This window comes from Rhizobium sp. RU36D, assembly GCF_900176345.1.
Taxonomy (GTDB): domain Bacteria; phylum Pseudomonadota; class Alphaproteobacteria; order Rhizobiales; family Rhizobiaceae; genus Allorhizobium.
Genome location: NZ_FWXU01000040.1, coordinates 10,925 through 29,156, shown reverse-complemented (window position 1 = coordinate 29,156; position 18,232 = coordinate 10,925). Strand labels below are relative to the sequence as shown.

Annotated in this window: 19 protein-coding genes; 12 read left to right on the top strand and 7 right to left on the bottom strand. The window is 60.1% G+C overall.

Annotation, left to right across the window (positions count from 1 at the left end; all coding sequences use genetic code 11):
* Positions 1-156 precede the first annotated feature (156 nt).
* From B9A97_RS27860 to B9A97_RS27850, 4 genes are read left to right on the top strand one after another with little or no spacing between them, the layout of a single operon-like run.
* The gene (locus tag B9A97_RS27860) at positions 157-600 is read left to right on the top strand and encodes a hypothetical protein (protein WP_084369099.1); all 444 of its coding nucleotides are present in this window, start codon (positions 157-159) and stop codon (positions 598-600) included.
* Positions 601-647: 47 nt separating this feature from the next.
* Entirely contained in the window at positions 648-773 is a 126-nt protein-coding gene (locus B9A97_RS30380) for a YciI family protein (RefSeq protein WP_280164105.1), read from the top strand.
* Positions 734-1,015 carry a YciI family protein gene (locus tag B9A97_RS27855; protein ID WP_244564386.1) on the top strand — a complete coding sequence of 94 codons (282 nt, stop codon included), beginning with the start codon at positions 734-736 and terminating at the stop codon, positions 1,013-1,015. The genes B9A97_RS30380 and B9A97_RS27855 overlap by 40 nt, the downstream gene beginning before the upstream one ends.
* Complete coding sequence (locus tag B9A97_RS27850; protein WP_084369098.1) at positions 1,015-2,250, top strand: RNA polymerase sigma factor; 1,236 nt, start codon at positions 1,015-1,017, stop codon at positions 2,248-2,250. Before B9A97_RS27855 ends, B9A97_RS27850 begins: the two co-directional genes overlap by 1 nt.
* A gap of 107 nt (positions 2,251-2,357) precedes the next feature.
* On the opposite strand, the gene B9A97_RS27845 is transcribed toward B9A97_RS27850, so the two are convergent.
* A complete protein-coding gene (locus B9A97_RS27845) occupies positions 2,358-3,104 on the bottom strand; it encodes an SDR family oxidoreductase (protein WP_084369097.1) in 747 nt (248 codons plus the stop codon).
* A gap of 94 nt (positions 3,105-3,198) precedes the next feature.
* On the opposite strand from B9A97_RS27845, the gene B9A97_RS27840 reads away from it, so the two are divergent.
* Entirely contained in the window at positions 3,199-4,131 is a 933-nt protein-coding gene (locus B9A97_RS27840; RefSeq protein ID WP_084369096.1) for an AraC family transcriptional regulator, read from the top strand.
* 235 nt (positions 4,132-4,366) lie between these two features.
* Here the strand turns inward: B9A97_RS27840 and B9A97_RS27835 are convergent, their stop codons facing one another.
* Both B9A97_RS27835 and B9A97_RS27830 read right to left on the bottom strand, forming a co-directional pair.
* Positions 4,367-5,620 (bottom strand): type II toxin-antitoxin system HipA family toxin, encoded by a 1,254-nt coding sequence (locus tag B9A97_RS27835; RefSeq protein WP_084369095.1) that lies wholly within the window; start codon positions 5,618-5,620, stop codon positions 4,367-4,369.
* The gene (locus B9A97_RS27830) at positions 5,613-5,924 is read right to left on the bottom strand and encodes a helix-turn-helix domain-containing protein (protein WP_084369094.1); all 312 of its coding nucleotides are present in this window, start codon (positions 5,922-5,924) and stop codon (positions 5,613-5,615) included. Before B9A97_RS27830 ends, B9A97_RS27835 begins: the two co-directional genes overlap by 8 nt.
* A gap of 870 nt (positions 5,925-6,794) precedes the next feature.
* Here B9A97_RS27830 and B9A97_RS27820 point away from each other — a divergent pair.
* Together B9A97_RS27820 and B9A97_RS27815 are read left to right on the top strand one after the other, a co-directional pair.
* Positions 6,795-7,034: a hypothetical protein gene (locus B9A97_RS27820; RefSeq protein WP_244564385.1), complete on the top strand. Its 240-nt coding sequence runs from the start codon at positions 6,795-6,797 to the stop codon at positions 7,032-7,034.
* 26 nt (positions 7,035-7,060) lie between these two features.
* A complete protein-coding gene (locus B9A97_RS27815; protein ID WP_143530751.1) occupies positions 7,061-7,540 on the top strand; it encodes an IS3 family transposase in 480 nt (159 codons plus the stop codon).
* A 270-nt stretch (positions 7,541-7,810) separates the two neighbouring features.
* On the opposite strand, the gene B9A97_RS27810 is transcribed toward B9A97_RS27815, so the two are convergent.
* The 4 genes from B9A97_RS27810 to nikR all read right to left on the bottom strand — a co-directional run bounded on the left by B9A97_RS27810 (position 7,811) and on the right by nikR (position 13,050).
* On the bottom strand, positions 7,811-10,972 hold the full coding sequence (locus B9A97_RS27810; protein ID WP_084369093.1) for an efflux RND transporter permease subunit: 3,162 nt from the start codon (positions 10,970-10,972) through the stop codon (positions 7,811-7,813).
* Positions 10,969-12,189 (bottom strand): efflux RND transporter periplasmic adaptor subunit, encoded by a 1,221-nt coding sequence (locus tag B9A97_RS27805; RefSeq protein WP_084369092.1) that lies wholly within the window; start codon positions 12,187-12,189, stop codon positions 10,969-10,971. Before B9A97_RS27805 ends, B9A97_RS27810 begins: the two co-directional genes overlap by 4 nt.
* Positions 12,190-12,306: 117 nt before the next feature.
* Complete coding sequence (locus tag B9A97_RS29615) at positions 12,307-12,558, bottom strand: hypothetical protein (protein ID WP_143530750.1); 252 nt, start codon at positions 12,556-12,558, stop codon at positions 12,307-12,309.
* A 78-nt stretch (positions 12,559-12,636) separates the two neighbouring features.
* The gene (gene nikR / locus B9A97_RS27800) at positions 12,637-13,050 is read right to left on the bottom strand and encodes a nickel-responsive transcriptional regulator NikR (protein ID WP_084369091.1); all 414 of its coding nucleotides are present in this window, start codon (positions 13,048-13,050) and stop codon (positions 12,637-12,639) included.
* A 114-nt stretch (positions 13,051-13,164) separates the two neighbouring features.
* Here nikR and B9A97_RS27795 point away from each other — a divergent pair, with 114 nt between their 5' ends.
* From B9A97_RS27795 to B9A97_RS27775, 5 genes are read left to right on the top strand one after another with little or no spacing between them, the layout of a single operon-like run.
* Entirely contained in the window at positions 13,165-14,742 is a 1,578-nt protein-coding gene (locus B9A97_RS27795; RefSeq protein ID WP_084369090.1) for an ABC transporter substrate-binding protein, read from the top strand.
* Positions 14,735-15,739: an ABC transporter permease gene (locus tag B9A97_RS27790; protein ID WP_244564384.1), complete on the top strand. Its 1,005-nt coding sequence runs from the start codon at positions 14,735-14,737 to the stop codon at positions 15,737-15,739. The genes B9A97_RS27795 and B9A97_RS27790 overlap by 8 nt, the downstream gene beginning before the upstream one ends.
* On the top strand, positions 15,736-16,599 hold the full coding sequence (locus B9A97_RS27785; protein WP_084369089.1) for an ABC transporter permease: 864 nt from the start codon (positions 15,736-15,738) through the stop codon (positions 16,597-16,599). Before B9A97_RS27790 ends, B9A97_RS27785 begins: the two co-directional genes overlap by 4 nt.
* Positions 16,599-17,405, top strand: coding sequence for an ATP-binding cassette domain-containing protein (locus tag B9A97_RS27780; RefSeq protein ID WP_084369088.1), 807 nt, complete (start codon positions 16,599-16,601; stop codon positions 17,403-17,405). Before B9A97_RS27785 ends, B9A97_RS27780 begins: the two co-directional genes overlap by 1 nt.
* A complete protein-coding gene (locus B9A97_RS27775) occupies positions 17,398-18,015 on the top strand; it encodes an ABC transporter ATP-binding protein (protein ID WP_084369087.1) in 618 nt (205 codons plus the stop codon). Before B9A97_RS27780 ends, B9A97_RS27775 begins: the two co-directional genes overlap by 8 nt.
* Positions 18,016-18,232 lie beyond the last annotated feature (217 nt).

The following is an 18,232-nucleotide window of genomic DNA, read 5'->3' as shown; positions in this document are numbered from 1 at the left end:
GTACGGCCGCGGACAGCTGGATCTGCTCGAAGCACGTATTGTGGGAGCGCCCTGATGTCATCGAGATTGCGTCAGAGCCAAGTTTGCACGCCGATAGGGGGTCAAGTTTGCGTGCCGATTGACATCCCGGACGCTTCGAAAGAACGGAGTCATCTCATGTCAAGCACTGTCCAATCGCAATACTCGCTCCGCGCGCCTGCCTGGTTTCTTGCGGCCGGTGTTGGCGGCATCGCATGGAACATCTACGGCGTGGTCCAGTTCGCGCGGGCCATCGTCGCAACCGAAGAGACCCTGGTTGCTTCGGGTTTGACTGCCCATCAGGCGGCGGTGCTGATCGGCTACCCCGGCTGGATGACGCTTGCCTTTGCCCTCGGTGTCTTCGGCGGCCTTGCCGGCAGCGTTCTTCTGCTTTTCCGTCTGAGCGTCGCCAGACCCGTGCTCGCCGTCTCTCTGGCTGCCTATATCGCACTTTGGCTCGGGGATGCTTTCCACGGCGTCTTTGCGGCGATGGGCCTGCCCCAGGTGATCATCCTGACCTTTGTCGTTGCAGTTGCATCAGTGCTATTTGCCCTCAGCCGCCACCCGGCTGCAAGGGCCTGATTTTCTCTCGTCGTCCATGATAATCTGAACCTAAAGGAGATTATTCAATGCAGTTCATGCTCATTCTCAACGAGACTGCAGAAGACTTCGCCCGCCGCAATGATCCGGCACAGGCAGACGACTATTGGGGCGGATGGACGGCCTTCATCGGCGCCATGCGCAGGCGGGGGTGATCGTCAAGGGCGACGGCCTGCACGGCCCCCAGGCTGCAACGACCATGCGGATCCGAGACGGCAAGCGGGTCGTGGAGGACGGCCCGTTCGCGGACACCAAAGAGCAGCTTGGTGGTTACTTCGTCATCGAGGTGGAAGACCTCGATGCTGCCTTGGACTGGGCGGCCAAGGCGCCATCTGCCTTGACCGCGTCGGTCGAGGTGCGGCCCGTTCTGCCGCCAATGCCAGCGCCCAGGCGGTGATGGATAGCACCACACCTCAAGACGCCCTGCGGGCCGCCGAACAGGCGGCCCGCGCGAGCTATGGCAAGTTACTTTCTGTTCTGGCAGCGCGAGACCGTGATATCGCGGCTGTGGAAGATGCATTGTCCGAGGCTCTTCTTGCCGCACTCCGGGTCTGGCCGGTAACCGGCGTCCCCTTGAATCCGGAGGGCTGGCTGCTGACGGCAGCGAGAAACAGGCGAAAGAATGATGCGCGGGCACAGGCGGTTCGGCGCGCCGCTGAGCCGGATGTGATCCGTCGCCACGACACGTTCGACGACCCTGCGCCCGTCGGCGACGATCGCCTGAAACTCATGTTCGTTTGCGCGCATCCCGCAATAGACCCAGCAGCACGAGCTCCTCTTGTCTTGCAGACGGTTCTGGGGATCAACGCGGCAACCATCGCCCGGGCTTTTCTGGTTGAACCCGCGGCGATGTCGCAGCGGCTCGTTCGGGCAAAGTCGCGCATCCGCGACGCGGGGCTCCGCTTTGCCGTTCCCGAGCCAAGCGAGATACCGGAGCGCCTGGGAGCGGTGCTGGACGCAGTTTACGCGGCCTTCGGGCAAGGCTGGGATAGTCTCGATACGCCAGAGGCGCCGGAGGCGCTGACAGGCGACGCCATATGGCTTGCCCGGCTCGTTGCAGAGCAGATGCCGGACGAACCGGAGCCGAAGGGCGTGTTGGCGCTGATGCTGTATTGTAGCGCAAGACGCCGGGCGCGCCGGGATGCAAAGGGGCAGTTCGTGCCGCTCGACCGGCAGGACTACCGTCTGTGGGACCGCACCCGCATCATCGAAGCCGAGGGACTCCTCACTGCGGCAGCACGCGAAGGCCGCTTCGGCCGATATCAATGCGAGGCTGCCATCCAGTCCGTCCATATCCAGCGACCGATCACCGGGCATTTGAACCTCGGTGCCCTGCGTACACTATATGACCTGCTGGTGTCGCAATCCGACAGTATCGGCGCGAGGATCAGTCGCGCAGTCGTCATCGCTGAACAGGGCGAGATCGACGACGCCCTGCACGAACTGGATGCCTTGCCTATGGAGCGCGTAAAAGGCCATGCTCCCTGGTGGGTGGCGCGCAGCCGTGTTGCGTCGCTCGCCCAGTACACAGATGTCGCTGCAGAAGCCCTTTCGGTGGCGATCTCGCTGACCGAGGACGCGGCAGTCAGGACGTTTCTGCTTGAAAAGTATCAGTTACTCCAATCGACGTGACAGACTCAGGTCAGCAACATGCAGTTCCGGCAAAGGGCTGAGCAGAAAAACACGAGAGGCAGCAGATAGCTGGCTAGTACCGTTGCCGCTCCCTCATGCCTCCTCCATCAGTGCGCCTGAGCAAGCGCGACAGCGTCAGCTCCGGCAGGAAAGCGGAGCTGATTATCTGTATCGTGAACGGCCTGCCAAACGGCTTCTGCAACATCGCTTTCCCTTGTGGTCAGGGATGGGCGCGCAAACGCCTCGAGGATCGGGCGTGCGAAGTCTGCATATCCGCCGGGAAGGAGTTCCGAGACTGGAACGATGGCATTCGCCCCGAATCTCGTCGTTGGTGCATAACCGGGTTCGACAAGCTTTACCCCTATCCTAAAATAGCTCAGTTCATGTGCCAGCGAAGCCGAGAAGCCTTCAATTGCCTGTTTGGTGGCGGTATAGGCCGCCGCGAGCGGGAACGCTCCCAAGGTCACGCTAGACGTGACATTGACGATGGTGCCGGAGCGGCGCTCGCGCATCTGCGGGATGACGGCTTGGCACATCGCCATAACGCCGATTGTGTTGGTCTCGAAAAGCTGTCGGATCAGGGACATTGGCATGGCTTCGAATGCGCCAACACCGCCAAGCCCGGCATTGTTTACCAGCGCATCGATCGGACCAACGGATTCGAGAAGGCTGGCGATGCTGTCCGGGCTGGTGACATCGAGCGGCAACACACGCAGCCGGTCCGTCCGGGGCAACAGCGCGGGGTCCGGGCGCCGCATGGTCGCGAGAACATTCCAACCGTGAGCGAGGAAGTGTTCGGCGGTGGCATTGCCGTAGCCCGATGATGTGCCGGTGATGAGGATGGTCTTGGTCATGTCCGTCTCCTTGGTTGCGGTCAGATAACAATAGACAGCAGCTTCTGGACGATCTATGGATAATAATCCAATAAAGATTATGGATCGTCCAAATATGGATCCTTTGAGCGATATCGTCACTTTACTGCGGCCGAGGGCCGCGATCGCAAAACCCATCTCCGGGCGCGGCCAATGGGGCGTTCGCTACAAATCCTACGATGCACCCGGATTCACGCTCGTCCTGACTGGAGAAGCATGGCTCGCATTCAGTGACCGGGAACCGCTGCGGATATCCGAAGGCGATTTTCTCCTGCTGCCGACGACGCCCGCCTTCTCATTGGCTAGCCACCCTGACGCTCCCTGCGTTGCCGCAGAACCTCTGGCCGAGGCTGTTCGCCACGGCGAGCAGGAAGGAGAGTCCGAATTCGTGGCTCTGGGGGGAAGCTTCTCGATTGAAAGCGTCAACGCGCCGCTGCTGCTGGCGCTGCTGCCCGATGCAATCTACATTCCCGCTTCGGCGGGGCGCGGGACACGATTTGGCCGCATGGTCGAACTGCTGTCCGAAGAGTGTGGCGCCGACTACCCCGGCAAGGACCTGATTATCCAGCGCTTGCTGGAGACGCTGCTGGTAGAGGCATTGCGGTGGGACATTATCGGCAACAACGCAGCCTCGGCAGGTCTCTTGAGCGGGCTGCGCGATCCCGCCATGGCTCGTGTCATCAGGTCCATCCACGAAGACGTCCGCAAGAGGTGGACGGTAGCCGATCTTGCGAGAATAGCTGGAATGTCGAGATCGGGTTTCGCTGCACGCTTCAACGAGATTCTCGGCTGCGCTCCGATCGAATATCTGGCTCGCTGGCGTATTGCTATCGCCAAACAGGCCCTGCTGAGCGGTGGACAGTCGCTCGACCGGATCGCGGATGAGATAGGCTACGAATCTGCCAGCGCCTTCAGCACAGCGTTTAGCAAAAGGCTTGGTTGCTCCCCCGGCAGCTTCGCCAAAAGGCACGTCGCCAATGCCCGCCTTGCCATGTCTGTGACCTCTTGACGTTACCCGATGCGGACCGCAAGCTGTGATAACTACACCTGATCGCATTGGCACTTTAGCGACGTAACCCGGCCAAGGAGGCATGTCCGCTTTCGGGCACTTAGGGGATGTCCTCTACGCCCGAAATGAAGGCGCAAAGCCGTCATAGCTTTGCCTTGAAGGGATTCGGACCAGCAACCCGATCGGTACTGGTGGGCCACGAAACTGCTGACGCGTTACGCAAAAACACCAACTGCTAACCAGCGCACGTGCCGAGGACCGGCGACATCAGCTTGATGTGGGCATCAAGCCGTTCCAACACTCTATCGGGGAGAACGGCTCTTTCAGGCAGAGACCACCAAGACTGGTTGACGCGCTCGACCGTCTCCGTAACAGCCTTCAGCACAGCAGCTTCCGGCAGTCGCGCACGATGAGCGAAGACTTTCCATCGCTGGGCGTCCATTGCCTTGAACGGCCTTTCACCGGCTAGCGACAGGGCCATGGCGTCCGAGGGAATGTAGGGGACAGTCGAGAGCACGTCATAGACTGGGGCGAGTGCCGGCTTGTCACCCTTGCCATGATAAATAAGCGACCAATTCTTGAGGTGCATGTCGCCATTTCCTGTCAGCGCTGCCAAAGCCAGTCTTCGGACGAACTCCAGGGCTGCTGCTGAAGAAACGGCGACCCCAAGAGCCGCAGCGATATCATGATAAGCGGCACCCTCATATTTTCGAGACGGATAGACGCCGAATACCTGAGCGAAATCTTCGATATGCACACGCTCACCACCGGCAACCCGATCGAAACGTTTGACGAGGAGGACTTTGCCGTCCGACAGCGTCTCAAACTCTGCCGGGATACCCTCGAACTGCGATTGTTCCACGAGTTCGCGTTCCGGCACGTCCATACCAATCGCCTCGGCCAGTGCAAGATTCGCAAATTCGTTTTCCGAGACCCCGGGAAATGATGTCGAAGGAAACTTGGCGATATATGAACCCTGCTCGTCGCCTAAGGGGATCGTCAGCCCGCCGCCCTTGCCTGTGTTTTTGATGACGGAGAGTTTCATCTGCACGCCGGCGAGCGAAAACCGCGCCTTCGGTCTGGGGGGTGTCAAACCCTCACTACGAACAACGGTGCCTTCGCTCGGCACAATTCGGACAGCCCCGGGCAGATCCGATCCGAGTGCTGCAAGCAAATCGAAATCATTTCCTGCCCGCACGCTACCTGAATGGTGCTTCTCCATCGCCTCGCGCAATTTATCCTCTGGAAGAAGATTCGCAAAGAACGGTGGCAAATCCCTCGCAACAGGCTTCGGGTCTTTCCGCAAACCCCCGTGTGCCGCGCGAAATGATAGACTGAGCACTGGGAAACCGCCCGTCTGTCGATAGCTCTCGTCGAAGCTGAACGCGTTGAAGTCTCCCGGCGTCCTCACGATCATGCCGACCTTCATGTCATTTAGCAGCGCGTCAAGTGAGGTTGTGGATCTTGGATCAAGGTGCGCATTAGACATTGCCTTCACCATCTGGGCTGGCGACGAAAGCAGGAAGATCATCTTCGGCACCAACTGGCTGCAGCAAAGCTTCAACCGCCGGGACAACGACCTGCGGGATGAGCATCAGTTCCAGACCAAGTGCACGACCAATGTTGATCAGTGTTGTCGTACGGGCAGCGCTGGCTCCAGCCTCAATCTCGCGGTAACGCGGACGCGATATTCCCGCCATATCCGCAACCTGCTCCTGGGTGAGGCCCAACGTCTTCCGTGACCTCTTGAGCAGCCGACCAATCTCGTGAAGAGCCTCCGAACCCGATGTCATTTGGCACCTTAGCGTTTCATTTTTATCGATATGGTATGTCTAGGTATCTCACGTCATGTGCGCTGTCAAAATTAATGACGTGAATAGGGATCATATGAGACTAAAAGATCCCTTCTAAGATCATTTTTCTTACTCTGGTGATAGGACGTTAGGTCATCTGGGCACCGAAACTGGAAGCACACCCGCGATACACGCTTCTTTAAATGTCCGCTCCTACCCGCCCGCACTCGGCACTGGTGCCAGAGAACGGAATAAGAGCATGGTAAAACACGATCTTTCATCTCATCAATTTCAACGAAAAATCTCGGATTTCTGCGGGCTCCGCATTGCGCCAATTGCCTCAAAGTGAATGCTGCAATGCATTAGGACCTTTCTTATCGGTCTTGTCATCCACCGGCGACCACCACCGATCGTTAGTGGCCGTATGGATTGGACGGCCATTGGCGAGGCATGCGGGCTTGAAGGCGAAATGACCGCGGAGTTGAAAAAGCAGCTGCGTCCAGTTTTGGACGCGATTATTCGCTGGCTCGGAGAGCCACCTGCCGGCGAAGATATCCGGACTACAAAACCACGTGGGAAATCGAAGAAAGCCCTTCTCCGCAAGTCGGAAACTGTGACGCGTTCCAGGCCGCGACAGATCCTCTCCGACGAGACCCCGGCTCCATCTTCGTCAATGCCAAGAGGGCCGCAGCCAAGACCGATTAGTCCTTTTCCTGAGCCATTGTTCGGCGCAACAGATCATACGGCCAGCTTTCACGCTGCACTCTGTTGATTTGCACTGCTGACCCGGGATTGGAGTGAACCCCTCGGGCTGGACCACGGGACACGGAAAAACTGATACACTCTGCGGGCCTCAATCGGAGAAGGCTCATGAAGTCCCGAGGTCCATATCGACGGCATTCGACGCCGTTCAAATTGCAGCTTTGCCAAGATATCCGAAACGGCGTTATCGGACGGCGCGACGCGCAGCGCACCTACGGTGTGTCGGCCAACCTCATCCAGTTGTGGCTCACGCAGTTCGATCGTGGCGAACTGAGTGATGAAGAGGCCGAGGCCAGCGTGATAGCAGCCACAATTCGCCTGTTTACCCAAACCTTTATCGCAACGTGATCCCAGCGGGGCCCGATATGGTCTAGGTGGCAGACTTCACGTATATCCGCATCGCCGCCGGCTTCTGCTATCTTGCCGTCATACTCGACGCTTGCAGCCGGAAAGTCGTTGGCTATGGCCTGTCGAAACGTCTGGATACGCCGCTGGCACTGGCCGCACTACATCAGGCCATTGAAAACAGAAAGCCTCCGCCTGGCTGCATTCACCACACGGACCGCGGATGCCAATACGCAAGTCAGACCTATCGACGAACGCTTGCAGCGGCAGGCCTACAGGGATCCATGAGCGCCGTTGGCAACCCTTATCACCATGCGCAGGCCGAGAGCTTCATGAAAACTCTGAAAGTAGAAGAAATCCATCCGGCCGGATATGAAACCTTCGCAGACGTCGCCGAGCGATTGCCCAGGTTCATCGAAGAAGTCTACAATGCGAAGCGGCTGCACTCAGCCCTTGGATATCGATCGCCAGAAGAATTTGAAACCAAACTCGCCCAGCAGGCGGCTTAGTTGAAAGCGACCCGTGGTCCAGCCCGAGGGGTTCACTCCACTAACCGGCTCAGTTCCGCGCGGAAACCAACAGCAATCGATCTTGCGTTCCTCAAAATGCTCATGAAACCTCCCAGTTTCGCCAGGCGGTGCTTCTGCCGCGGCAGATGCAAAATTGCGATCTCGCGGCGCCAAGTCAATCACGGGAGAAAATCGTGCTTCGACAGGACAGGATTTCTCCCGCGTGGAGTGCCTTGCGGAATTCCGGGACCAACTTTGATCCTCGGCGCCTTATGGCCCCGCCGCGGACGTGCTCCTAAACCGCCCGGCAAGCTTCATCACCATCACGAACAGCAGTGGCACGATGAAGATGCCCAGCAGTGTTGCTGCCAGCATGCCGCCCATGACGCCAATGCCGATCGCCTGTTGCGCGGCCGACCCAGCGCCGGTCGCGATGGCCAGGGGTGTGACGCCGAGGATGAAGGCAAGGGAGGTCATGACGATCGGCCGCAGCCGCAGTCGTGCAGCCTCCAGGACCGCGTCGACTTCCGAACGTCCCTGCTCCATCAGATCCTTGGCAAATTCGACGATCAGGATCGCATTCTTCGCCGTGAGGCCGATGGTCGTCAGCAGGCCAACCTTGAAATATACGTCATTTGACTGGTCAAACAGGCTCGCTGCCAAGAGCGCACCGAAAACACCGACCGGCACGGCAAACAGGATCGAGAAAGGGATCGACCAGCTTTCATAAAGCGCCGCCAGGCACAGGAACACGACCAGCAGCGAGACCGCATAAAGCAGCGTTGCCTGCGAGCCCGCCAGGCGTTCCTGGTAGGATAGACCGACCCAGGACGACGTGTAACCGCCGGGCAAGGCTTCAACCAGTTCGGCCATGCGATCCATCGCATCGCCGGAACTGACGCCCTGGCCCACCGAACCGCTCATGGAAATGGCCGCGGTACCGTTGAACCGTGCCAGAGACGGCGAGCCTTGTGTCCATTCCACGGTTGTAAATGCCGAAAACGGCACCATTTCGCCTTTGGTATTGCGGGCAAACCAGCGCTCGATATCGCCAGGCTGCATGCGATATTGGGCATCGGCCTGGACATACACAGGCTTGATTTCTCCGTTGAGCGCGAAATCATTGACATAATTGCCTGAGAAGGCTGTGCTGATGATGGAATTGATGGCGGAAAGCTCGATGCCCAGAGCACCGGCCTTTTCCTGGTCAATCGACACTTTCAGCTGGCTTTCCAGCGTTCGGGTATTGCCTCGAACATTGGCGATTTCGGTGGTTTTCGTCGAATCGTCCGCCAGCGTGTTGCTCGCCGCGGTCAGCGCGTCACGGCCGGTATTGCCGGCATCTTCCAGATACATGGAGAAGCCGCTCGATTGCCCGAGCCCCTGGATCGCCGGTGGTGCCAGCACGAAGACCTGGGCATCGCGGATCTTGCCGAAATAGGCCGAGGCACGCGCCGCCACAGCCTTTGCTGCGAGGTTTGGGTCACCGGTGCGCAGGTCGAAGTCCTTCAACCGGATGAAGCCCATGGCGGCGTTTTCGCCGCTGCCGCCGAAGCCGAAACCAAGGGTCATGAACACGCTTTGAACCGCGTCCTTCTCCTGGGTCAGGTAGTAGTTCTCGACCATGTCGATGACGGCTTGGGTGCGAGCGGCATTGGCACCGGCCGGCAGCGTGATTTGCGTCATCAGCACGCCCTGGTCCTCTTCCGGCAGGAAGGAGGTTGGCAGCTTGGCATAGAGCCAGTAGGCGCCTCCCAGCAGCACCGCGAAGATGACGAGGATGCGCAGGGGACGGCGCAGAATGCCGCCGACACTGGAGACATAGCCGCCTGTGGCTTTGTCAAATCCCCTGTTGAACCAGCCGAACAGCTTTTGGCCCAAGCCACCATGGGTGGGCTTCAGCATCACGGCACACAAGGCGGGCGTCAGAATGATGGCGACCAGCACCGAGAGCAGCATGGCGCTGGCGATCGTTACCGAGAACTGCCGGTAGATGACGCCGACGGAACCCTCAAAGAATGCCATGGGGATGAACACGGCCGTCAGGACCAGAGCCACGCCGATCAGCGCGCCAGTGATCTCGCCCATCGATTTCTGGGTCGCCTCGCGGGCCGATAGCCCCTCCTCCGTCATGATGCGCTCGACGTTCTCGACCACGACGATGGCATCGTCCACCAGCAAGCCGATGGCCAGCACCATGGCGAACATGGTGAGCATATTGATCGAAAATCCAAGAGCCGCCAGCACGCCGAAGGTTCCCAGCAGAACGACCGGCACCGCAATCATCGGGATCAGGGTCGCGCGGAAATTTTGCAGGAAGATCAACAGGACGACGAAGACCAGCACGATCGCCTCGATCAGCGTCTCCACCACCTTCTCGATGGATAGTTCGACAAAGGGTGTGGTCTCATAGGAATAGGCGATTTCGACACCCTGCGGCAGCGATCCAGCGATCCTGTCCAGCTCCGCATGCACGCCGTTGGCGGTCGAGATGGCATTGGCGCCGCTGGCCAACTGTACGCCGAAGCCGGCGGCCGGCTTGCCATTGAAGGTCGAGCTCTGGCCATAGGTTTCAAGCCCGATTTCCACACGCGCCACGTCCTGCAGACGCACCGTCGCACCATCGGTATCGGTCTTCAGGATGATGGTCTTGAACTCGTCGACATTGGTGAGCTGGGTCTGGGCAACAATGCTCGCCTTCAACTGCTGACCCTTAACGACGGGCGTCGCGCCAATCGAGCCGGCCGAGACCTGGATATTCTGCGCCGAGATTGCTGCGGTCACGTCGGCGGTCGTCAACTGGTATTTGTTGAGCGCCAGCGGGTCCAGCCAGATGCGCATGGCATAGCCTGAGCCGAAGGACTGGATGGAACCGACGCCATCCACCCGCTGGATGCGGTCTTCAATCTGGCTGGCCATGATGTCCGAGAGTTCTGACGACGTATAGCGACCGTCCGTCGAGACGATATTGCCGATCATCAGAATGCCCGATGGCGCGCGCGACACCCGCACACCGCGCTGCTGGACAGCTTCCGGCAGTTGCGCTTCCACCGAAGCGAGCTTGTTCTGCACCTCGACCTGGGCCAGTTCCGGATCGGTGCTGTTGTCGAAGGTCAGGGAGATCGAGGCCGAGCCGGTGCTCGAAGACGATTCCATGTAGAGCAGGCCATCGAGCCCTGTCAGGGCACTCTCGATCTTCTTGGTAACGGAGTTTTCCACCGCCTCGGCCGTTGCCCCCGTATAGGTGGCCGAAATCCGTACCGTCACCGGGGCAATATCAGGATATTGTGATATCGACAGCGAATAGATGCCCATGACGCCGGCCAGCATGGTGGCGATGGCAAGTACGGTCGCAAAAATCGGCCGGTCGATAAAATAGCTGGCAAGCACATTGCGCCGGAAGGACGCAGCCTCTGCTGACGGAACGGTCATTTGGACACCTCCGCACCGGCGGAAGCGGGTTTGCCAGCGCTGAGTTCCTGCTCGACGACGCCGTTATCGTCGATTTTTGCCTCAACCGTCGTCACGGCGGCACCAGGGGAAACCTTCTGCAGCCCGTCGACCACAAGGCGATCGCCTTCCGTGATGCCAGAGGTGACAATCCAGTTGTTGCCGGTGGTGTCGCCGGCCACCAATTCGCGTTGCTCGGCCTTTCCGTCCGCGGAGACGAAATAGGCAGTCGCCATGCCCGATGCATTGCGGGTGACGGCGCGTTGCGGCACCAGGAAGACATTCGGCATCACGCCGAGATTGACCCGCGCCCGCACGAACATGCCGGGCAGCAGGATCCGATCGGGATTGCCGAAGCGCGCACGAAGGGAGAATGTGCCTGTCGTCTCACTGACATTCATGTCTGCCAGCGCCAGCGTTCCGGTCTCAGCATAAGGCTTCTGGTTTTCCAGCGTCAGTGTAACGGTCGGCTCGTGCGCCTCGCCGCGCCCCAGGGTTCCATTGCTGATCTGCTCACGGATCCGCAGCAGGTTGGCACTGCTGTCCACCAGATCGACATGGACCGGATCGACCTGCCGGATGGTCGCAAGGGCATCGGCCTGGTTGGCCGTCACCAGTGCTCCCACCGAAACAGCGGAAATGCCGATCATGCCGGAAATCGGCGCGCGTATCTTCGTGTTTTCGAGATTGATGCGCGCCGTATCGACCTCGGCCTTTGCCGCTTCGGCGCTGGCCTCGGCTTCCAGCAAGGCGGTGCGCGCATCCTCCACTGTCTGGACGCTGACAGCGTTGGTATCCGCCAGCCTGCGGTTTCGCTCCAGGGTCGCCTGCGCGCCGGTCACGGAAGCCTGGGCCTTCTTGTAGTTTGCCTCAGAGGACGCGAGCGCCGCCTCGAACTTGCGGGCGTCGATCTCGTAGAGCACATCATCCTTGGCGACATTGCCACCTTCCTTGAAGGCGATGCTGCGCACGATACCCTCCACCTGCGGGCGGATTTCGGCGGTGGCAAGCGCCACGACCCGGCCTGGCAATTCGACGGACAGCGGCACAGACTGCGGCTTGAGTGTCACGATAGCGACTTCGACGGGCCCTCGAGCCTGCCCCGGCACGCCCGGTGCTGCACCCGTCTGCTGCTCGGAGCAACCGGCAATCGCAAGCAGGATTATGCCGAAAGCAAACTTCGACCGCGTCGGGATCATTACAAGCCTCGTTGTTGGAAAGATGCTGCCACTGCCGCCTACATTAGCGAGAACGGAAGAATGAAGGGTTTACGTTGGCCGCCGACCAAGAAATAGTATGAAAACGTGCAAGTACACTTATTGGCGCACATGATGATCGTCAAACAGGCAATCTTTAAATTTATGTAATGTTTGGCGCAATTTACCGCAGTTAGGTAATTCGGCGCAATGACGCTCCAGAGCGGCCAGCGCGTTTCGCATCCGATATTTGAGGGGCACGCTCAGGCCGGACTGGGCGAATGCCGAAACGAAGTTCGCTGCGGCGAACAGCGCCTGCGGGCATGACGACAAAGAGCGCCGCCAGCTGGTTTTACGGGCAAGGCCCGACAAGTCGGTCCCGCCCTTCCATAAGCAACGGCGGAGGCCAGTTTGCGACCCTCTTTCGTTCACATTGAAACCGCTTCGGTCTCAACTATCGCTGTCCTGCACAGGAATGATCTGGACGCTGCCATGACGGACCGCGCGCTCGGCGGTGATGTGATCGGCGAAGTGCTGCACCTCGTTCATCGATCCCTTGAGGATCCCAACTTCGAGACAGTTCTCGGCATCGAGATGCACATGGAGGCTTGCGATCGTCAGGTCGTGGTGATGATGGAACGTGTTCGTCAGGCGCTTTGCGAGATCGCGGGCCGCATGATCGTAGACATAGCTCAACACGCCTATGCAGGGTTCATCGCCACCCGCATTTCGGCTAGCTTCCTTCAGCCCGGTCCGCACGAGATCGCGGATCGCCTCGGAACGGTTCTGGTCTCCGCGTGCGGCAATCAGGATATCGAGTTCCTGCATCAGGTCGTCATCGAGGGTGATCGTAACACGCTGCATATCGCACTCCATAAGTATGATGTTTTTGTCTAGACATCATACTTTTCTGAGATTATGGTCCCGTCATTTCGAGGCTCTTTCAGGCGACCTCTGATTTGATATAGGGGATTTTTGATGATCAAGGCAATTCACCGGGCTGCGGTTTCGGCAGCGCTCGCCGCCATGCTTTTGTCCGGAACGGCGCTTGCGGCTACAAAAACGCAGCTGGTACTGGCCATCGGCGGTGAACCGGAAGGCGGCTACGACCCACTGACGGGTTGGGGTCGCTACGGCCATCCTCTCTTCCAGTCGACATTGCTGACGCGTGATGCCGAGCTCAAGACCAAGCCCGACCTTGCCACCGAATGGTCGCTCTCCGCGGATCGCCTGACCTGGACGATCAAGTTGCGGCCGGGCACGAAATTTTCCGATGGCTCACCGCTGACAGCCGACGATGTCGCCTTCACCTTCAACGAGGCTGCCAAGATCGGCAGCGCAGTCGATCTGACGGCGCTGGATTCTGCCCGCGCGATCGACGATCAGACCGTCGAGATCAAGCTCAAGAAGCCCTGGATCACATTTACCGAGAACTTCTATGCCCTCGGCATCGTGCCTTCGGACAGCTATGGCGAAGGCTATGCGCGCAATCCTGTCGGCTCCGGACCCTACAAGCTCGTCTCCTGGACCGAAGGCCAGCAGTTGATCGTCGAGAAGAATCCGAACTATTACGGCGAGACCGGCCCCTTCGAGCGGATCACCTTCCTGTTCACGGAAGAAGACACCAGCCTGGCTGCAGCTCAGGCCGGACAGGTGCATATGGTCTCCGTGCCGGCAACGGCTGCCGACGTGGCCCCGCAGGGCTTCAAGCAGGTTGTCGCCCAGTCCGTCGATAACAGAGGCATCGTCTTCCCGATGGCGAAGGACGAGGGCAAGACCGTCGGCGAGGGCAAGAAGATCGGCAACACTGTCACGTCAGACCCGGCCATCCGGCGCGCCATCAATCTCGGGATCGATCGCAACCAGTTGGTAGACGTCGCGCTGCTTGGCCATGGAAGCCCGGCATCCGGCCCGGCCGATGGCCTGCCGTGGTCGAACCCGGATGCGGCTCTGACCTTTGATCCGGAGCAGGCAAAGCAGGTTTTGCAGGACGCAGGCTGGGTTCCCGGCAATGACGGCATTTGCGTCAAGGATGGCGTGAGAGCCGCTTTCCCGATCAACTATCCAGCGTCGGATTCGACACGTCGCGCGCTCGCCGAAACCGTGTCGGCACAGGTGAGGGCACTGGGCATCGAGGCGGCGGCAACCGGCAAGAGTTGGGACGAGATCGGCCGCATCATGCATTCCGAGCCGGTGCTTTTCGGCTGGGGCAGCCATTCGCCGCTCGAAGTCTACAATCTCTATCAGTCTGGTCTCGGCGGCATCGAGTTCTACAATGCGGGCTTCTATTCCAACCCTGTTGTCGATCAGCACTTTGCTGCAGCTCAGGCTGCGGAAAGCCTGGAGGCATCCTTCGCGTCCTGGCGACAAGCTGAATGGGACGGCACCACGGGCTTCGGCGCCAAGGGGGATGCGGCCTGGGCCTGGCTCGTCAATCTCGACCATGTCTATTATGTCAACGAATGCCTGGGTATCGGTCCGACCCAGATCGAGCCGCATGGCCACGGATGGCCTATCACCGCGATGATCCAGAACTGGAAATGGACGTGTGAATAAGGCGGGCCCCTATGGTTGGGCCGGGCTGATTGCCGCAAAGGCGATCCGTCTGGTGCTGGTTCTGATGACGGTCGCCGTCGTCGCCTTTGCATTGGCCAAACATTCCCCTGTTGATCCGATCAACGCCTATCTCGGCGCCGACATCGCACGTGTCGGCCCCGAGCAGCGCGCAATGATTGCCGAGAAATGGGGGCTGGATCAGCCGGCAGCCACACAGTTCTGGCGCTGGGCGGAGAACCTGGTGGCCGGTGACCTCGGCTACTCGATGACCTACAACGCAGCGGTCGCCGATGTGCTCGTCTCCCGGTTTTGGGCCTCACTTCCGCTGATGGCGCTTGCATGGCTTCTATCCGGCGTGCTCGGCTTTGCATTGGGAGTCTTTGCCGGTGCCTTTGCTGGTTCCTGGGCGGACCGGATCATCCGTGTCTATTCCTATGTGCTGGCCTCGACGCCAACCTTCTGGCTCGCGATCATGCTGCTGGTCATCTTCGCCGTCGGGCTGAACTGGGCGCCGATCTGCTGCGCAACGCCGATCGGCGTGCTCCCTGACGACGTCACGCCCCTCGACCGCCTCCAACACCTCGCTCTGCCGCTTGCCACGCTCACCGTGCTCGGCGTTGCCCAAATTGCCTTGCACACCCGCGCCAAGATGGTCGAGATCATGCAATCGGATTACGCGCTCTATGCCCGGGCGCAAGGCGCATCAACGCTCGATATCGCCTTGCGCCATGGCGCACGCAATGCCGCTCTTCCGGCCGTCACGGTGTTGTTTGCCTCGCTCGGGGAGCTTTTCGGCGGTTCTGTTCTGGCCGAACAGGTCTTTGCCTATCCAGGGCTTGGCAAGGCAACGGTGGAGGCCGGCATTCGCGGCGACGTGCCCCTTCTGCTCGCCATCACGCTGGCGCTAACCTTTATCGTCTTTCTTGGAAACACGATTGCCGATCTCCTTTACCGGATCGTTGATCCCAGGATGTCGTCGGGAGTGACGCCGGCATGAGTGCGATCCTCGATCTTCCACCTTCTGCTCCCGAGCGGGCACGCGATGGCCACAGGATCCGCACCCTGTTTGTCGCGGTCCTTGCGGCGCTCGGCCTGACTGCCGTTTTACTCTCGACGCATATCTACGGGCGCTATGGCATCAATGCCGATTTCTCCACCCGGCTGCTGGGTCCGTCCTGGAGCCATCTTGCCGGAACCGACCAGCTCGGACGCGACATGTTCGCCCGCACGCTGCATGGCTTGGCACTGAGCTTCTGGGTCGGGCTGATTGCGGCCTCCCTTTCCGTTGTCATCGCCATGCTGCTGGCGCTTTTCGCCACAACCTGCGGGCGGCTTGCGGATGAAGCCGTGTCCTTTCTGGTCGATGCGGCCATGGGCCTGCCGCATCTGGTGCTGCTGATCCTCGTGTCCTTCAGCCTCGGCGGCGGCACAACGGCCGTCATCATCGCGGTCGCAGTGACCCACTGGCCACGGCTCACACGCATTCTCCGGGCCGAACTCCTGCAGCTGCGTCACGCCGAGTTTGTTCAGATATCCCGACAGTTCGGCAAATCCTGGTTCTATATCGGGCGGCATCATTTCCTGCCCCATCTCGTGCCGCAGCTGCTGGTCGGTCTTGTGCTTCTTTTTCCGCATGCCATCCTGCACGAGGCGGGCCTTACCTTTATCGGCTTCGGGCTCGAACCTTCCAAACCCGCGATCGGCGTTTTGCTGTCAGATTCCATGCGCTATCTGACCGGAGGCAAATGGTGGCTTGGCCTGTTTCCGGGTCTGGCACTGCTCCTGGTCGTGCTGTGCTTCGATGCGATCGGCAACGGGCTGAGGCTGTTGACCGATCCCAGGCAGGAGCAGACCTGATGCTATCAGTCGAGAACCTCTCCATATCGTTCCTGCGCTATGACGGCGTGGTTCATCGCCGTGAAGTAACGGCACTCGACGGCATCGACCTCTCGGTCTCTCGCGGCGAGATAGTCGCTCTGGTCGGCGCCTCCGGTGCGGGCAAAAGCCTGCTCGCCCACGCGCTGTTCGGCATTCTGCCGGCCAATGCTGTGGTGCGCGGACGTCTGTCTCTAGAAGGCATGCCGCTGCCGGGAGCCAGCAGCGTGGATGCGCGTGGCGGGATGGCGCTCGTGCCGCAGTCGCTCAGCCATCTCGACCCGCTTGCCCGCTGTGGGCGGCAGTTGCAATGGGCGGCGCGGCGCGGCGGGGTAAGCAAGACCCGGCAGGAGCTTCTTGCGGCCCTGGAGCGCTTTGGCCTCGGCACCGAGGTGATGCGGCTTTATCCGCATCAGGTCTCGGGCGGCATGGCGCGGCGCCTGCTGCTGGCCATGGCAACCATCGCCAATCCCGCCCTTGTCGTCGCCGATGAGCCGACAAGCGGACTGGATCCCGATGCCGCACGCGGCGTGCTTGGCCATCTTCGCGGCCTCGCCGATGGTGGCAAGGCTGTTCTGCTCATTACCCATGACCTGGTGACAGCCGTCTCCCATGCCGATCGCGTCGCCATTCTGCAGAACGGACGCATGGTCGGCATCGAGTCCGCAGACGCTTTTTCCGATGATGGCGAGAGACTGACACATCCCTATGCGAAAGCGCTGTGGCTTGCCATGCCCGGCAACCGGTTTGCGGTCTCCCTGCCTGGTAGCGGAGGCCTGGATGTTTGAGTTGAGAGGCGTCGATTTCGGTTTCGCCAAATCCGCGCCCATTTTAAAGGATGTGTCCCTGACCCTGCGGGAAGGCGAGATCGTTGGGCTTTGCGGCAAATCGGGTGCCGGCAAGTCAACACTCGGCCGGATCGTCGCCTGTCATCTGGCTCCGGACAGCGGGCAAGTCCTGCTGGACGGCAAAGCGATCGCGGCCGGGTACCGCGCCGTGCAATATATCCACCAGTCCTCGATTTTCGCCGTCAATCCACGTTGGCGACTGGGGCGCATCATTGCGGAAGCCTGGGAACCTGATGACCGAACACTCGACGCCATCGGCGTTTCCAGAAGCTGGTTTGATCGCTATCCGCATGAGATCTCCGGCGGCGAATTGCAGCGCGTGGTTCTGGTCCGGGCTCTTTCCCCACAGACCCGCTTTCTGGTCGCCGACGAGCTCTCCGCGATGCTCGACCCGATCACCCAGGTCGAGATCTGGTCGTTTCTGATGAAGCGTCGAGCGACAGAACTTGGCATCCTTGCCATCAGCCACGACGCTGCCCTGCTCAAGCGGGTGAGTTCGCGGCAGTTGGAATTGTCGGAGCGACGCGTGCAACCCGTGGAGGGCGGTTGATCGTCATTCCTATCGCCCTGGCGTTTGAGAAGCGCCCGGCCGTCGCGACCATCCTGGGTCCAGCCGGCGATGGTCCAGTCACAGACGACAACAACCGGCTGGAAGGCGAGCGGATGTCTTCCGTTTCAAACATCGCCTTGAGCTTTGCAGTGACATCGACGGCAGCGTCGCCTGTCGGGACAGGCTCATGGGCGGAGCCTATGCTGTGGGCTGCATG

Bases quoted from the DNA above. Each gene is read 5' to 3' on its own strand.
- B9A97_RS27860 (WP_084369099.1), top strand. From the start codon at position 157: ATGTCAAGCACTGTCCAATCGCAATACTCGCTCCGCGCGCCTGCCTGG.
- B9A97_RS30380 (WP_280164105.1), top strand. From the start codon at position 648: ATGCAGTTCATGCTCATTCTCAACGAGACTGCAGAAGACTTCGCCCGC.
- B9A97_RS27855 (WP_244564386.1), top strand. From the start codon at position 734: ATGGACGGCCTTCATCGGCGCCATGCGCAGGCGGGGGTGATCGTCAAG.
- B9A97_RS27850 (WP_084369098.1), top strand. From the start codon at position 1,015: ATGGATAGCACCACACCTCAAGACGCCCTGCGGGCCGCCGAACAGGCG.
- B9A97_RS27845 (WP_084369097.1), bottom strand. From the start codon at position 3,104: ATGACCAAGACCATCCTCATCACCGGCACATCATCGGGCTACGGCAAT.
- B9A97_RS27840 (WP_084369096.1), top strand. From the start codon at position 3,199: ATGGATCCTTTGAGCGATATCGTCACTTTACTGCGGCCGAGGGCCGCG.
- B9A97_RS27835 (WP_084369095.1), bottom strand. From the start codon at position 5,620: ATGTCTAATGCGCACCTTGATCCAAGATCCACAACCTCACTTGACGCG.
- B9A97_RS27830 (WP_084369094.1), bottom strand. From the start codon at position 5,924: ATGACATCGGGTTCGGAGGCTCTTCACGAGATTGGTCGGCTGCTCAAG.
- B9A97_RS27820 (WP_244564385.1), top strand. From the start codon at position 6,795: ATGAAGTCCCGAGGTCCATATCGACGGCATTCGACGCCGTTCAAATTG.
- B9A97_RS27810 (WP_084369093.1), bottom strand. From the start codon at position 10,972: ATGACCGTTCCGTCAGCAGAGGCTGCGTCCTTCCGGCGCAATGTGCTT.
- B9A97_RS27805 (WP_084369092.1), bottom strand. From the start codon at position 12,189: ATGATCCCGACGCGGTCGAAGTTTGCTTTCGGCATAATCCTGCTTGCG.
- nikR (WP_084369091.1), bottom strand. From the start codon at position 13,050: ATGCAGCGTGTTACGATCACCCTCGATGACGACCTGATGCAGGAACTC.
- B9A97_RS27795 (WP_084369090.1), top strand. From the start codon at position 13,165: ATGATCAAGGCAATTCACCGGGCTGCGGTTTCGGCAGCGCTCGCCGCC.
- B9A97_RS27785 (WP_084369089.1), top strand. From the start codon at position 15,736: ATGAGTGCGATCCTCGATCTTCCACCTTCTGCTCCCGAGCGGGCACGC.
- B9A97_RS27780 (WP_084369088.1), top strand. From the start codon at position 16,599: ATGCTATCAGTCGAGAACCTCTCCATATCGTTCCTGCGCTATGACGGC.
- B9A97_RS27775 (WP_084369087.1), top strand. From the start codon at position 17,398: ATGTTTGAGTTGAGAGGCGTCGATTTCGGTTTCGCCAAATCCGCGCCC.